The organism is Streptomyces spongiae (assembly GCF_009377185.1).
Taxonomy (GTDB): Bacteria; Actinomycetota; Actinomycetes; order Streptomycetales; family Streptomycetaceae; genus Streptomyces; species Streptomyces spongiae.
The window spans coordinates 1-13,577 of sequence record NZ_VJZC01000040.1; the positions used below are offsets into that span (position 1 = coordinate 1).

Sequence of the window (13,577 nt, forward strand, 5' to 3'; positions counted from 1 at the left end):
GACCCGGATCCCGCCCTGGCCGCACTGACCGGAGAGTGGGTGATCGACCCGGCGCACAGCCGGATCGGCTTCTCCGTCCGACACGCCATGGTGACGACGGTGCGCGGGGCTTTCACCGAGTACCAGAGCCGGCTTTTCTTCGACGGCCGCGACCCCGCTCGCTCACAGGCCGAGATCGTCCTGTCCACCGCCAGCGTCGACACGGGTGTGGACCAACGCGACAGCCACTTGGTCGGCCGCGACTTCCTGGACGCCAGAGCCCATCCACGCATGCGTTTCACCAGCACCGCCGTTCAACTCGTGGGCACCGACGTTTATCGCATGACCGGCGATCTCACCATCAAGGACACCACCCGTCCCGTCGTACTGGACCTCACCTACATAGGGAACGTGACGGACCCCTTCGGTTATCAGCGGGTCGGATTCGACGGCACCACCACCATCAATCGGTCCGATTGGGGTCTGACCTACAACAGCAAACTGGCCGAGGGCGGGGCCATGGTGAGCGAGACGGTGCGCCTTCAGTTCGATATCGCCGCCATCCGCACCGCCCCCGCCGCCTGACGGGCCCTTTCCAAGGCGGGGTCGCGGGCCTACCGTGCGGTCCATGGACGATCTTGAGCTGGATCACTGCCCCTGGCTGTTCGCGGAGGAGGCGTCCGCGGAGCAGCGGGCCGCGCAGCGGAAGCGGCAGCGGTCGCTCGGCGGGGACTCCGAGGTCGGCGAGCGGTGCTACGTGGCCGGGTCCGCGGCGGTGTTCCCGGACCGGCTGCGGCTCGGCGACGACTCGTACATCGCCGCGCACGCGTACGTCACCGGGGACGTGACCACGGGCACGGACTGCACGCTGAACCCGTTCACGATCGTCCGGGGCCGGATCGCCCTGGGCGACGGGGTGCGGATCGGTGCGCACACCTCGCTGCTGGGCTTCAACCACTCCATGGCACCCGACCGGCCCGTCTTCCGGCAGCCGCACACCAGCGAGGGCATCACCGTCGGGGACGACGTGTGGATCGGCTCGCACGTGGTCGTCGTCGACGGAGTGAGCATCGGCGACCACTGTGTGATCGGCGCCGGGGCGGTGGTCACGAAGGACATGCCGGCGTGGACGGTGGCGGCGGGGAACCCGGCCCGGCCTCTTCGGGACCGACGGCAGGCGGGCGACAGGCGTGAGGCGGGTGCCCGGCCATCGTCCCGCGCGTCGCGCGGGGCGGCGGGCGCGGGCGACGCCCTGGCGCGCTTCGCCGACACGGCCCGTGCCCAGGCCGCCGGGCTCCTCGCCCGCTGCTGGGACGGTGAACGGTACGTCGACCGTCCCGGCGCGACGCCCACCGTACGGGCGCACTGCGACGCCGTGGAGATCGCGGATCTGCTGCTGGGCTCGGCGCCGGCGGAGTTGACCGCCGAGGAGCACGTCGCGCGGCTGGCCGGGCTGCAGGACGCGGACACCGGGCTGGTGCCGGAGTTCGGCGAACCGGTGCCGGTGCCGGAGGCCGACGGCTTCGTCGGCGAGGGGCCCGCGCTCTACCACGTCCTCTCCGTCGGGTACGCGCTCGACCTGCTGGGCGCCTCGTTCCCTCATCCGGTGCGCGGCGTACGGGAGATGACCGCCCGTCAGCTCGTCGCACGGCTGGAGGGGCTGCCCTGGCGGGACGGGGCGTGGGGCGCCGGGGCGTGGATCGACGCGTGGGCGACGGCGGCGCACTGGAACCTGCGGCAGCACGCCGAGGGTGACGGTGACGGGATGGAGCCGGGCACGCTGGAGGCGCTGTACGGCTGGCTGCTGACCCGGGCCGACCCGTGGACGGGGATGTGGGGCAGCCCCTCGTCCGAGGCCGGGCGCCTCCAGGTGGTCAACGGCTACTACCGCCTGACCCGCGGGTCCTTCGCCCAGTTCGGAATACCGGTGCCGCACCCGGAGCGGGTCGTGGACGCCGTCCTGGACCATGCCCGCGACCCACGGCACTTCGGGTCGGGCCGGGAGAACGCCTGCAACGTGCTGGACGTCGCCCATCCGCTGTGGCTGTGCGGCCGGCAACTGGGCGGGCTCGCCGGGGACGGCGGTTACCGTTCGCCCGAGATCCGCGCCTGGGCCGAACACCAACTCGCCGCGGCACTCCCCCGCTGGCACGACGGCCGGGGCTTCGGCTTCGGTCCGGGCACCAGCGGTCCGGGGCCCGAGCCGGGCCTCCAGGGCACCGAGATGTGGTTGGCGATCATCTGGCTCCTCGCCGACCTGCTGGGCCGCTCCGACGCCCTGGGCTACCGACCCCGCGGCGTCCACCGCGCTGAACCGTCCCACAGCCTTGAACCCGTCCCACCACTCTGAGCCATCCCACCGCCCGGAGCCGTCCCCACATCCCTGACGCGCCCGCACCACGAAACATCCTTGACGCGCCCGCACCACGAAAACCGGCCCCCGCGCCACCTGAGGGAGAACCTCGTGGTGCGGGGACCCGTTCCGTTCGCCGGCCTCGGCCGTGTGCGGCCCGGCCGGGATCCGGCGACTCAGCCCAGCGCGGCGCCCTCGCGCCGCTCCGGCTCCTCGGTCGTGGGCAGCAACATCTCCTCGTACCGGCCCAGTGCCAGCACAAAGCCGAGCATCACGAGCGGGGTGATCACAGCGAGTACCGCCATGGCGTGTCCTTCCCCAAGAACAGTGAGGTAAGGGATGTGATCCGGGTCTCCCCGTGGCGGCCGGGTAAACCCGTCGGGGACCCTGTGTCGTCGTCCGGTGTACGGGTACGCGGTCGCCACCCCCGAAGATCTGGAGGGAGTCATGCAGCGAGGCAGCGACCGCCTGAGCGTCCACCGCGACGACGAGATGAAGCACGAACTTCAGGGTCTGCTCCGCTCCGGCCACCCCACCCGCACGGAGGAGTGGCACGACCCGGAGCCGACGGCCGACGACGACCCGGAGGTCGCCGGCGGCCCTGTGACACCGAGCGATTCACCGGCCCGCATCGAGGCGCTGCGCTTCGAGCTGGGCCGCATCCTGGGCCGTACGTCCTTCCCGGCCCGTCCCCGCGAACTGATCGGCGTCCTGCGTGAGAAGCACGCCCCGGACGTCCTCGTCGAGTCCCTGGAGCGGCTCCCGAGGAACGCGCGGTACGGCACCGCGCACGAACTCGCGGAAGCGGTCGTACGGGTCGGAGAACGCGGCGGGGAGAGGCGCTGAGGAGGGCGCGGAACCCGCACACGGCCAGGACACAGACGCATAGGCATCCCCCTCAGGGGTACTGCGGGCGTCGTCGTCACGTTGACGCGCGACCTCCGTACCCCGACAGCCCGGGGAAACGTAGGAAAGGACCACACCATGGCTGATTTCGTCAGGGAGGTCATGACTCCCGGCGTCGTCGCGGTCCGCCCGGACGCCTCGCTCGTGGAGGCCGCACAGCTGATGCGGGCGCAGGACGTCGGAGACGTCCTCGTGGCCACCGACCAGCAGGTCATCGGCGTACTGACCGATCGCGACATCACGGTGCGTGCCGTGGCCGACGGCGCCAACCCGCTCACGGTGAGTGCCCAGGCCGTCTGCACGCCCAACCCGGTCATGATCGGCCCCGACGACGCCGTGTCGGCCGCGGTCGAGCTGATGCGCGACCACGCGGTACGGCGGCTCCCCGTCGTCGACGGCGGACACGCGGTCGGCATGGTGAGCCTCGGTGACCTCGCGCTCTCGCAGGACCCGACGTCGGCCCTCGCCGACATCAGTGCCGCCGTGCCGGACAGCTGGCCGGGGCCGACCCCCGCGTGAGCGGGACTCGACGGACATGAACCGGCCTCGGCCTCCCGCGAGGGCGACGCAGGGCACCCGACCGGCACCGGTCGGGTGCCCTGCGGGCGGCGTGAGAGGCCCGGAGCAACACATCCACGGCTTCCTGGAGTCGCTGCCCTTCGCGGCGCCCGCCTCGCCCATGTGCCTGCACTCCGGCGAACTGCCCTGACACGAAAGGACGTTGAGACACCATGCGTATCGCATTCCTGACCGCACCCCAGGGCGTCGAGCAGATCGAGCTCACCGATCCGTGGCAGGCCGCGAAGGACGCCGGCCACGAGCCCGTACTGGTGTCGACGAAGCCCGGCCGGATCCAGGCCTTCGACCACCTCGACAAGGCGGACACGTTCCCCGTGGACGAGGTCGTGGGCGAGACCTCCGCGGACTCCTTCGGCGGGCTGATCCTGCCGGGCGGCGTGGCCAACCCGGACTTCCTCCGTATGGACGAGAAGGCCGTGAGGTTCGTCCGGGACTTCTTCGATCAGGGCCGCCCGGTCGCCGCGATCTGCCACGCGCCGTGGACGCTGGTCGAGGCGGACGTCGTGCGCGGGCGGGTGCTGACCTCGTGGCCGAGCCTGCGCACCGATATCCGCAACGCCGGCGGTGAGTGGGTGGACGAGCAGGTGCAGGTCTGTGATCACGGCACCGGCAAGCTGGTCACCAGTCGCAAACCGGGCGACCTGAAGGCGTTCCGCGACGCGTTCCTCCAGGTGTTCTCCGAGGAGGCCGCGCGATGACGTCTCCCGCCGACCGGAAGCAGCAGCAGCGCGAGGCCTTCCACGCGGACGACCCCACCGACGGGCCGCTGACCACCGACCAGGGCGTCGAGGTCGACCACACCGACGACTCGCTGGCCGTCGGCGAACGCGGTCCGACGCTGATGGAGGACTTCCACTTCCGGGAGAAGCTCACCCACTTCGACCACGAGCGGATTCCCGAGCGGGTGGTGCACGCGCGGGGCGCGGGCGCGTACGGCTTCTTCGAACCGTACGAGTCCTGCGCGGAGTTCACGCGTGCCGCCTTCCTCCAGGACCCGTCGGTGCGGACGCCCGTGTTCGTGCGGTTCTCGACGGTGCAGGGCCCGCGCGGCTCGGCGGACACCGTGCGGGACGTGCGCGGTTTCGCCACCAAGTTCTATACGTCGGAGGGCAACTACGACCTCGTGGGGAACAACTTCCCCGTCTTCTTCATCCAGGACGGCATCAAGTTCCCCGACTTCGTGCACGCGGTGAAGCCCGAACCGCACAACGACATCCCGACCGGCGCGTCCGCGCACGACTCCCTGTGGGACTTCGTGTCGCTCCAGCCGGAGACCCTGCACGCGATCATGTGGCTGATGTCGGACCGGGGGATCCCGCGCAGCTACCGCATGATGCAGGGCTTCGGCGTGCACACCTTCCGGTTCGTGAACGCGGACGGGAAGGGCACGTTCGTGAAGTTCCACTGGAAGCCGAAGCTGGGCGTGCACTCGCTGGTCTGGGACGAGGCCCAGGAGTGCCAGGGCCGGGATCCGGACTTCAACCGGCGGGACCTGTGGGACGCGATCGAGGCGGGCGAGTTCCCGGAGTGGGAGCTGGGCGTCCAACTGGTGCCGGAGGAGGACGAGTTCGCGTTCGACTTCGATCTGCTCGACGCCACGAAGATCATTCCGGAGGAGCAGGTGCCGGTGCGGCCGATCGGCCGGATGGTGCTGGACCGCAATCCGGAGAACTACTTCGCCGAGACGGAGCAGGTCGCCTTCCACACGGCCAATGTCGTCCCGGGCATCGACTTCACCAACGACCCGCTGCTCCAGGCCCGCAACTTCTCCTACCTGGACACACAGCTGACCCGGCTCGGCGGCCCCAACTTCGCCCAGCTGCCGGTGAACCGCCCGATCGCGCCCGTACGCACCAACCAGCGCGACGGCCAGCACCAGAGCGCGATCCACTCGGGCACGAACCACTTCCCGAACTCCCTCGGCTGCGGCTGCCCCGCCCACGCGGGCACGGACGGGAGTGCCTACGCGCACTACGCGGAACGCGTGGACGGCGCCAAGATCCGGCGGCGCAGCGAGAGCTTCAAGGACCACCACAGCCAGGCCGCGATGTTCTGGAACAGCATGGCCGACTGGGAGAAGCAGCACATCGTGGAAGCCTTCCGCTTCGAGCTCGGCAAGGTCGACGCGCGCACGGTCCGGGTCCGCACGGTGGAGGAGCTCGGCAAGGTGGACCCGGAGCTGGCCTCGCAGGTGGCGCGGGGCATCGGGGTGCCGGAGCCGGCGCGGAACGAGTCGATCGCGCACAAGCTGGTCTCCCCCGCCCTGAGCCTGGAGTCGCTGCGCGGCGGCGGCTCGATCCGCACCCGGCAGATCGCGGTGCTCGTGACCGACGGTGTCGACGCCGAGCAGGTCACCACCACGCGCGACGCGCTGGCGGCCGAGGGCGCGATCGTGGAGGCGATCGCCACCCAGGACGGCACGGTGCGCGGCTCGGACGGCGAGAACTACGCCGTGGACCGGGCGCTGCCGACCGTGGCGTCCGTGCTGTACGACGCGGTGCTGCTGCCCGGCGGGCCCACGGGCACTCCCGCCCATGCGGGCGACCCCGACACGATGCGCTTCGTACGGAGCGCCTACCGGCACGGCAAGCCGGTCGGGGCTCTCGGCTCGGGCGTCGGCCTGGTGTCGGCCCTGGAGCCGGACGGCCTGCGCGTGTCCGCCGAGTTCCACCACGTGGTCACCGACCGGGGCGTGGTGACGGACACCGCACCGGGCACACCGAGCGAGGAGTTCCTCCGGTCGTTCGTGACGGCGATCGGGGAACACAGGCACTGGGACAGGCCACAGGTGCGCAGCTGAGGTCAGAAGGCGCTCCGCGCCCCGAGGGGGGCGCGGGGAACTGCGCGACAAGCCACAACGAACCCGCAGCCCCGCACTCAACAGCAAGCCCCGAGCTCTAGGGCCGCCGTCCAAGAAGACACAGCAACTTCGTCTGCACATCAGCCCCGGCAGGCGGCTCCACCGGTTCGGAGAACATCCCGCTCTTCGCCAACTCCGCCGCATACGGCGTGACTTCACGCACAGTGAACTGCAGCAGACTGTCCGGCAGCCGCTCCTCCGCCCCGATGGCACGCGACAGATCCCAGCTGTGCACGACGAGATCGGCGACCATCTGCCCGCAGTAGTTCGCGACCGGCGTGTCGCCGTACGAGAGATGCACCGTACGGTGCATTGCACCCGGCGCGGTGAACGCGTCATGCGCGGCGCGGGCCGCCGTGTCCCAGGAGGCCGCCGGGTCGGAGCCGAGCATGTCGCCGTCGAAGGTGTCGCCGACCTCCTCGATCATGCACCCGTCGCGGACCAGCGGCGGTACCCACAGCTGCTCGGAGACGAGGTGGTTGACGAGGTCGCGCACCGTCCACTCGGTGCAGGGCGTGCCCGCCTCCCACTGGTCGTCACGGACGGCGTGGACGCGGACGTCGAAGAGGCCGAGGGCCTCCTCCAGCCGGGTGAGCAGCGGGTTCACGTCCGCCCTGCGCGTCATGACTCCGCGAGTCCCCGGCACCGCGCACCCTCGCGCGTACGCCCGGCTGCCACCGGACGGCGGGGGTTACGGCGCAGGTACTCGCCCTCCAGCTGCGCCATGCGCACGTTGTGGGCGCGCAGCGCGTCGTTCGATCCGTACAGCAGCGTGTCATGGCGTGTGCGGTGGATCGTCTCCAGCTCTTTCATCAGCTGTTGGTCGTCCAGCCGGCCCGGGTCGACTCCGTTCATGGTGGTACCCCACTCGTCGTGTCCATCGGTGCCGTCCGGGTACCCGCCCGGCAAGCATTACCCGAGCGGCACCCGGGAGGGAGCCATGGATCTCGCCTTTCTGCATCCACTCTACGAACATCCGGGGCCCTGGGCCTCCGTGTACGTCGACACCTCGTCGCACTCGGAGTCCACTCCGCACGAGCGCTCCCTGGTGGCCCAGGCGGTCTCCCGGGAGCTCGCCGCCCAGGGCGCCGACGAACCGACCCGCGCGGCCGTGCAGCGGGCGGTGGACGAGCTGCGCCACACCGCCGAACCGCACGGCAGGGCCTTCTTCGCCCGGTCGGGCGAGGTGGTGCTGGATCCGCCGCTCGCCTACGCGCCGCCGGGCACCTCGGCCCACTGGGCGCCGCTGCCGCACGCCATCCCGCTGCTGGACCTCGCCGGGGAGGACCCGGTGTGCGTAGTGGCGTACGTGGACCGGCGGGGCGCGGACTTCGAGCTGCGTGACTCGCGGGGCAGTCAGGACGCGGGGACGGTGGCCGGACGGCAGTGGCCCGTGCACCGTACGAGCTCGGCCGACTGGTCCGAGCGGCACTTCCAGCTGCGGGTGGAGAACACCTGGGAGCACAACGCGGCGGAGATCGCCGACGCGCTCGCCGTGTGCCAGGAGGAGACCCGCGCCGACCTGCTGATCCTCGTCGGTGAGGAGCGCGAACGGCACTCCGTGCGGGAGCGGCTGCCCCAGCGGCTGCAGGACCTCGTGGTGGAGGCCCGGCACGGCGCGGGCAGCCGGCTGCTGGACGACGACGTGGAGCGGGCGCGCGCCGAACACGTGCACCGGCGGGCCGCGGAGGAGCTGGAGCGGTTCCTGGCGGCACGGGCCCCGGACGCCGAGGGGCGCACGGCCGCCGTGGAGAGCGTGCCCGCGCTGGTCGAGGCGGCCCGTGAGCACCGTATCGACGAGCTGCTGGTCCGTCCGGGCGGGCCCGACGCCCACCGCGAGGTGTGGATCGGCGAGGACCCGGACCAGCTGGCGATGCGGCGCACGGATCTGAAGGCGCTGGGAGAGCAGCACTCGTGGGCGGCCCGCGCGGACGACGCCCTGCTGCGTTCCGCGGTCGCGACCGACGCCCCGGCGCTCTCGGTGACAGCTGCCACGGCGGACGAGGTGCCCGTGGGCGGACTGGGGGCGCTGCTGCGCTGGAAGTGACCTTCTGATGCCGGGGGGACCTATCTGACGCGCACCTATCTGACGCGCTCCACCCTCCGCTCGTCCCAGACCGGCTCCGGCGTCTCGCGTACGCGACCGTCGGAGCCGAAGACCAGATAGCGATCGAACGAACGAGCGAACCAGCGGTCGTGGGTGACCGCGAGTACCGTGCCCTCGAAGGCCTCCAGGCCCTCCTGGAGGGCTTCGGCGGACTCCAGGTCCAGGTTGTCCGTGGGCTCGTCCAGCAGCAGCGCGGTGACGCCCTCCAGCTCCAGGAGCAGGATCTGGAAGCGTGCCTGCTGGCCGCCGGAGAGCCGGTCGAAGCGCTGCTCGGCCTGGCCCGTCAGCTCGTAGCGGCGCAGCCGGGACATGGCGGCGCCACGGTCCTGGGCGTGCTCCTTCCACAGGATGTCGAGGAGCGTGCGGCCCTCCAGCTCCGGGTGGGCGTGGGTCTGCGCGAAGTGGCCGGGCACGACCCGGGCACCCAGCCTCCACTGACCCGTGTGCGCCACGTCGTCGCCCGCGAGCAGGCGCAGGAAGTGCGACTTGCCGGAGCCGTTGGAGCCGAGGACCGCGACCCGCTCGCCGTAGAAGACCTCCAGGTCGAAGGGTTTCATCAGCCCGGTGAGCTCAAGCCCCTCGCAGGTGACGGCTCTCACGCCGGTGCGGCCGCCCTTGAGCCGCATCCGGATGTCCTGCTCGCGCGGCGGCTCCGGCGGCGGGCCCACCTCCTCGAACTTGCGCAGCCGGGTCTGGGCGGCGCGGTAGCGGGAGGCCAGATCGGCGCTGTTCTCGGCGGCCTGACGCAGCGTCAGCACGAGTTTCTTCAGCTGGGCGTGCTTCTCGTCCCAGCGGCGCCTGAGTTCCTCGAACCGCTCGAAGCGCTGCCGCCGCGCCTCGTGGTACGTGGCGAAGCCGCCGCCGTGCACCCACGCGTCCGCACCCGCCGGGCCCGGTTCCACGCTCACGATCTTCTCGGCGGAACGGGCCAGCAGCTCCCGGTCGTGCGAGACGAAGAGCACGGTCTTGCGGGTCTCCTTCAGCCGCTCCTCCAGCCACCGCTTGCCGGGAACGTCGAGGTAGTTGTCGGGCTCGTCGAGGAGCAGCACCTCGTCGGTGCCGCGCAGCAGGGCCTCCAGCACGAGCCGCTTCTGCTCACCGCCGGACAGGGTGCTCACCTGCCGCCACTGCGCCCTCTCGTACGGCACTCCGAGCGCGGCCACGGTGCAGATGTCCCAGAGCGTCTCGGCCTCGTACCCGCGAGCCTCGGCCCAGTCGGCGAGGGCCTGCGCGTACCGGAGCTGGGCGGCCTCGTCGTCCACGGTCATGATGGCGTGCTCGGCTGCGTCGACGACCCGGGCCGCTTCCCGGATGCGCGGCGGCGCCACGGACACGAGCAGGTCGCGCACGGTCGTCTCGTCCCGTACGGACCCCACGAACTGCCGCATCACGCCCAGCCCGCCGCTCACCCCGACACTCCCGCCGTGCGGCTTCAACTCGCCCGAGAGCAGCCGCAGCAGCGTGGTCTTGCCCGCCCCGTTGGGTCCGACGAGGGCGACGACGGCCCCCTCTCCGACGCGGAACGACACATCGCCGAGCAGCGCCCTCCCGTCGGGAAGGTAGTACTCCAGGTGCGCGGCTTCCAGGTGTCCCATGAGCAGGCATTGTCCGGGTCGCCCCGGCCGCGGGCAAACCCATTTCGAAGGGTGCGCGACCGAACCCCGGGCGGCCGCGACTTGACACGGACCAGCCGCCCTGGGGTACCCGTGCCCCATGAGCCCAGATGTCGATCTCACCGTCCGCCCCCCGGGTCACCACATCCTCAGGGACCGTTTCCTGGCCGCGGACAGCCGTCTGTTCGAAGGGGTGGCGACCCGCCACTGGCCCGGCGCCGACACCGTGCTGCCCCGGCTGAGCCGCGCGGCGAACCACGGGGTGCTGTGGTTCGCCACTGCGGCGGCCCTCGCCGCGACGCGGAGCCCGAGGGCCCGACGGGCGGCCGCACGGGGCGTCGCGTCGCTCGCCCTCGCCTCGGCGACCATCAACACCCTCGGCAAGCGTTCGGTCCGCCGCCCGCGTCCGCTCCTCGACAACGTCCCGATGGCCCGGCAGCTCAAGCGGCAGCCGATCACCACGTCGTTCCCGTCGGGACACTCGGCGTCCGCGGCGGCCTTCGCGACGGGCGTCGCCCTGGAGTCCCGCGGCTGGGGGGCGACCGTCGCGCCGGTGGCCGCCGCGGTCGCGCTGTCCCGCGTCTACACGGGCGTCCACTTCCCGAGCGACGTCCTGGTGGGCGCCGCCCTGGGCGTGGGCGCCGCCTACGCCGTACGCGGCCTCGTGCCCACCCGCGACCTGCTCCCGCCGCCCGGCCGCCCGCGCGCCGAGGCCCCCGCGCTGCCCGACGGCGAGGGTCTGGTCGTCGTCGCCAACGGGGGCGCGGCCACCGCCGACCGCGTACGCGCGCTGCAGTCCGCCCTGCCCCTCGCCGAGGTCGTGGAGTGCGGACCGGACGACGTGCGGACCGAGTTGGAGAAGGCGGCCACGCACGCCCGGGTGCTCGGCGTGTGCGGCGGCGACGGCACGGTGAACGCGGCGGCGGAGGTGGCCCTGCGCCACGGCGTCCCCCTCGCCGTCCTCCCCGGCGGCACGCTCAACCACTTCGCGCAGGACCTGGGCGTCGAGGACGCACGGGACCTCGCCCGGGCACTGGCCGACGGGCACGCGGTCCGCGTGGACGTGGGGCGGTTCTCCTCCGGTGACACCGAGGGCGTGTTCCTCAACACGTGCAGCCTGGGCGTCTACCCGGAGCTGGTCCGCGTCCGCGAGCGCTGGTCGCGGGTGATCGGCGGCTGGCCCGCCGGTCTGCTCGGCGCGGCGCGCGTCCTGCGTACGGACCACCACCCCATGGAGGCCCGGTTCCAGGAACGGACGCGCCCGCTGTGGCTGCTGTTCGCCGGCAACGGCACGTACCACCGCATGGGCCCCGTTCCCGGCCGTCGCTACGACCTCGCCGACGGTCTGCTCGACGTGCGCGTGGTGCACGGCGACGGGCACCCGGCCCTGCGCCTGCTCGCCGCCGCCGCGGCGGGCCCGCTGACGCGCTCCCCCGCCCACGCGGCGGTACGCGTCGACCGCTTCCACGTGGACGGCATCACCCCGGGCACCTTCCTCGCCTACGACGGCGAGGTCACAGAGATCTCGGGCGACCTGACCCTGAGCAAGCTCCCGGAGGCGCTGACGGTCTACCGCCCGTTCCCGGTGCGCCCCTGAAAGGGGCGCGGGGAACTGCGCGACCAGCCACGAACCACCCGCAGCCGGTACCAAACAGCAAACCCGGCGGCGCTCTCGACCATCCCACATAGCGATACGTCGGTCTCAACATTCGACATGGCGGCGTACGGTGACAGCTACCTCCCCGTGGAGCGAACCGCTCCACGGGGCCACGAGACGAGGGGACCCGCCATGTCGAAGCCGCAGGAGACCGCCGTCTACACACACGGACACCACGAGTCGGTACTGCGCTCGCACACGTGGCGGACGGCCGCCAACTCGGCGGCCTACCTGCTCGGTTCGCTCAAGCCCCACATGAAGGTCCTGGACATCGGCTGCGGCCCGGGCACCATCACCGCGGACCTGGCCGAGTTCGTCCCGGACGGGCACGTCACCGGCGTGGACCGCGCTCCGGGCATCCTGGACCAGGCGCGGGCCACGGCCGCCGAGCGGGGCCTGACGAACGTCGACTTCGCGGTGGCGGACGTGCACGCGCTGGAGTACCCGGACGACACCTTCTGCGTGGTCCACGCCCACCAGGTGCTCCAGCACGTGGGCGACCCGGTGCGGGCGCTGCGCGAGATGGTCCGGGTGACGAAGCCGGGCGGCTACGTCGCGGTCCGGGACGCCGACTACGCGTCGATGGCCTGGTTCCCCCTGTCACCGGGCCTGGACGACTGGCTGGACCTGTACCGGAGGGTCGCCCGCGCCAACGGCGGCGAGCCGGACGCGGGGCGGCGGCTGCGGTCCTGGGCGCTGCGGGCCGGTCTCACCGACATCACCGCCACGTCCGCCACCTGGACGTTCGCCACGGCGGAGGAACGGGCCTGGTGGAGCGGACTGTGGGCGGACCGGACCCTGGCGTCCGCGTACGCGGAGCGCGCCGCGCAGAGTGGCAACGCGACACCGGAGGAACTCGGGGCGGTGTCCGAGGCGTGGCGGGAATGGGGCCGGCAGGAGGACGGCTGGTTCTCCGTTCTCCACGGGGAGATTCTGTGCCGGAAGCGAATCCGCAACCGGAAGTGAATTGTAACGGCGAGGCCTGATTCCGGTAATTCGGGTCACTCGAAAAAGCAGGAGGTGTCAGAATGGTTCCCATCCTGCTTGTTCTGCTTTTGGCCCTGATTCTCTTCGGCGCCGGATTCGCGGTGAAGGTGCTCTGGTGGATCGCCCTCGCTGTTCTCGTGCTCTGGCTCCTGGGATTCCTCGTGCGCGGTACGAGCTCGGCGGGCACCCGGGGCCGCTGGTACCGCTGGTAGCGGAATCAGCGGGCCCGGCGAACCGGGTCGCTATCAGTCCCGGGGAAGCAGCGGTCCGAGCGGCCCGAGGTCCAGGTTCAGGTCCTCGGGCCGCAGGCCGTAGCGGTCGCGCAGTTCGGCCATGCGGTCCTCGAGCAGCATCAGGGTGAGCCCGATGCGCTCCTCCTGCTCCTCCGTCAACTCGCCTGTGTCGAACCGGCGAACGGCCTGCCGCTCCATGAGCTGACGCAGCAGTTCGACGACGGTCAGGACGAGCTTCACCAAGTCCCGCTCCACCGTGTCGGGTTCGAGGTCGAGACGGTTCCTGTTCCTGCCGGTGGTCAC

General features: G+C 71.7%; 15 protein-coding genes. 10 read left to right on the top strand and 5 right to left on the bottom strand.

Annotated features, from left to right (window positions below):
* Positions 1 to 564, top strand: a 564-nt coding sequence (locus FNH08_RS08950; protein WP_228033995.1) for a YceI family protein, incomplete at its 5' end; no start/stop codon positions are given.
* Positions 565 to 607: 43 nt separating this feature from the next.
* On the top strand, positions 608 to 2,329 hold the full coding sequence (locus FNH08_RS08955) for an acyltransferase (RefSeq protein ID WP_152770862.1): 1,722 nt from the start codon (positions 608 to 610) through the stop codon (positions 2,327 to 2,329).
* A gap of 179 nt (positions 2,330 to 2,508) precedes the next feature.
* Here FNH08_RS08955 and FNH08_RS53010 read toward each other — a convergent pair whose 3' ends face one another.
* Positions 2,509 to 2,637, bottom strand: a complete 129-nt coding sequence (locus tag FNH08_RS53010; RefSeq protein WP_265579755.1) for a hypothetical protein — start codon at positions 2,635 to 2,637, stop codon at positions 2,509 to 2,511.
* A 142-nt stretch (positions 2,638 to 2,779) separates the two neighbouring features.
* Between FNH08_RS53010 and FNH08_RS08960 the strand changes: the two genes are divergently transcribed.
* From FNH08_RS08960 to FNH08_RS08980, 4 genes are all read left to right on the top strand, one after another.
* Positions 2,780 to 3,178: a DUF2795 domain-containing protein gene (locus tag FNH08_RS08960; protein ID WP_152770863.1), complete on the top strand. Its 399-nt coding sequence runs from the start codon at positions 2,780 to 2,782 to the stop codon at positions 3,176 to 3,178.
* A 138-nt stretch (positions 3,179 to 3,316) separates the two neighbouring features.
* Positions 3,317 to 3,757 (top strand): CBS domain-containing protein, encoded by a 441-nt coding sequence (locus FNH08_RS08965; RefSeq protein WP_152770864.1) that lies wholly within the window; start codon positions 3,317 to 3,319, stop codon positions 3,755 to 3,757.
* A gap of 212 nt (positions 3,758 to 3,969) precedes the next feature.
* Positions 3,970 to 4,515: a type 1 glutamine amidotransferase domain-containing protein gene (locus FNH08_RS08975; protein WP_152770865.1), complete on the top strand. Its 546-nt coding sequence runs from the start codon at positions 3,970 to 3,972 to the stop codon at positions 4,513 to 4,515.
* Complete coding sequence (locus tag FNH08_RS08980; protein ID WP_152770866.1) at positions 4,512 to 6,617, top strand: catalase; 2,106 nt, start codon at positions 4,512 to 4,514, stop codon at positions 6,615 to 6,617. The genes FNH08_RS08975 and FNH08_RS08980 overlap by 4 nt, the downstream gene beginning before the upstream one ends.
* A 97-nt stretch (positions 6,618 to 6,714) precedes the next feature.
* Here the strand turns inward: FNH08_RS08980 and FNH08_RS08985 are convergent, their stop codons facing one another.
* Both FNH08_RS08985 and FNH08_RS08990 read right to left on the bottom strand, forming a co-directional pair.
* Complete coding sequence (locus FNH08_RS08985; RefSeq protein ID WP_152770867.1) at positions 6,715 to 7,302, bottom strand: TIGR03086 family metal-binding protein; 588 nt, start codon at positions 7,300 to 7,302, stop codon at positions 6,715 to 6,717.
* Complete coding sequence (locus FNH08_RS08990; protein WP_152770868.1) at positions 7,299 to 7,532, bottom strand: DUF6158 family protein; 234 nt, start codon at positions 7,530 to 7,532, stop codon at positions 7,299 to 7,301. Before FNH08_RS08990 ends, FNH08_RS08985 begins: the two co-directional genes overlap by 4 nt.
* An 85-nt stretch (positions 7,533 to 7,617) precedes the next feature.
* On the opposite strand from FNH08_RS08990, the gene FNH08_RS08995 reads away from it, so the two are divergent.
* Positions 7,618 to 8,724, top strand: coding sequence for a baeRF2 domain-containing protein (locus tag FNH08_RS08995; RefSeq protein ID WP_152770869.1), 1,107 nt, complete (start codon positions 7,618 to 7,620; stop codon positions 8,722 to 8,724).
* A gap of 35 nt (positions 8,725 to 8,759) precedes the next feature.
* Here the strand turns inward: FNH08_RS08995 and FNH08_RS09000 are convergent, their stop codons facing one another.
* Positions 8,760 to 10,379 (bottom strand): ABC-F family ATP-binding cassette domain-containing protein, encoded by a 1,620-nt coding sequence (locus FNH08_RS09000; protein WP_152770870.1) that lies wholly within the window; start codon positions 10,377 to 10,379, stop codon positions 8,760 to 8,762.
* A gap of 118 nt (positions 10,380 to 10,497) precedes the next feature.
* Between FNH08_RS09000 and FNH08_RS09005 the strand changes: the two genes are divergently transcribed.
* The 3 genes from FNH08_RS09005 (at position 10,498) to FNH08_RS09015 (ending at position 13,253) form a co-directional block, all read left to right on the top strand.
* Positions 10,498 to 11,994 carry a bifunctional phosphatase PAP2/diacylglycerol kinase family protein gene (locus tag FNH08_RS09005; protein WP_152770871.1) on the top strand — a complete coding sequence of 499 codons (1,497 nt, stop codon included), beginning with the start codon at positions 10,498 to 10,500 and terminating at the stop codon, positions 11,992 to 11,994.
* Between the two features lie 192 nt (positions 11,995 to 12,186).
* Entirely contained in the window at positions 12,187 to 13,020 is an 834-nt protein-coding gene (locus tag FNH08_RS09010; RefSeq protein WP_152770872.1) for a class I SAM-dependent methyltransferase, read from the top strand.
* A gap of 62 nt (positions 13,021 to 13,082) precedes the next feature.
* On the top strand, positions 13,083 to 13,253 hold the full coding sequence (locus FNH08_RS09015) for a hydrophobic protein (RefSeq protein ID WP_152770873.1): 171 nt from the start codon (positions 13,083 to 13,085) through the stop codon (positions 13,251 to 13,253).
* A gap of 33 nt (positions 13,254 to 13,286) precedes the next feature.
* On the opposite strand, the gene FNH08_RS09020 is transcribed toward FNH08_RS09015, so the two are convergent.
* Positions 13,287 to 13,577, bottom strand: coding sequence for a gas vesicle protein K (locus FNH08_RS09020; protein WP_322724060.1), 291 nt, complete (start codon positions 13,575 to 13,577; stop codon positions 13,287 to 13,289).

Bases quoted from the DNA above. Each gene is read 5' to 3' on its own strand.
- FNH08_RS08955 (WP_152770862.1), top strand. From the start codon at position 608: ATGGACGATCTTGAGCTGGATCACTGCCCCTGGCTGTTCGCGGAGGAG.
- FNH08_RS53010 (WP_265579755.1), bottom strand. From the start codon at position 2,637: ATGGCGGTACTCGCTGTGATCACCCCGCTCGTGATGCTCGGCTTTGTG.
- FNH08_RS08960 (WP_152770863.1), top strand. From the start codon at position 2,780: ATGCAGCGAGGCAGCGACCGCCTGAGCGTCCACCGCGACGACGAGATG.
- FNH08_RS08965 (WP_152770864.1), top strand. From the start codon at position 3,317: ATGGCTGATTTCGTCAGGGAGGTCATGACTCCCGGCGTCGTCGCGGTC.
- FNH08_RS08975 (WP_152770865.1), top strand. From the start codon at position 3,970: ATGCGTATCGCATTCCTGACCGCACCCCAGGGCGTCGAGCAGATCGAG.
- FNH08_RS08980 (WP_152770866.1), top strand. From the start codon at position 4,512: ATGACGTCTCCCGCCGACCGGAAGCAGCAGCAGCGCGAGGCCTTCCAC.
- FNH08_RS08985 (WP_152770867.1), bottom strand. From the start codon at position 7,302: ATGACGCGCAGGGCGGACGTGAACCCGCTGCTCACCCGGCTGGAGGAG.
- FNH08_RS08990 (WP_152770868.1), bottom strand. From the start codon at position 7,532: ATGAACGGAGTCGACCCGGGCCGGCTGGACGACCAACAGCTGATGAAA.
- FNH08_RS08995 (WP_152770869.1), top strand. From the start codon at position 7,618: ATGGATCTCGCCTTTCTGCATCCACTCTACGAACATCCGGGGCCCTGG.
- FNH08_RS09000 (WP_152770870.1), bottom strand. From the start codon at position 10,379: ATGGGACACCTGGAAGCCGCGCACCTGGAGTACTACCTTCCCGACGGG.
- FNH08_RS09005 (WP_152770871.1), top strand. From the start codon at position 10,498: ATGAGCCCAGATGTCGATCTCACCGTCCGCCCCCCGGGTCACCACATC.
- FNH08_RS09010 (WP_152770872.1), top strand. From the start codon at position 12,187: ATGTCGAAGCCGCAGGAGACCGCCGTCTACACACACGGACACCACGAG.
- FNH08_RS09015 (WP_152770873.1), top strand. From the start codon at position 13,083: ATGGTTCCCATCCTGCTTGTTCTGCTTTTGGCCCTGATTCTCTTCGGC.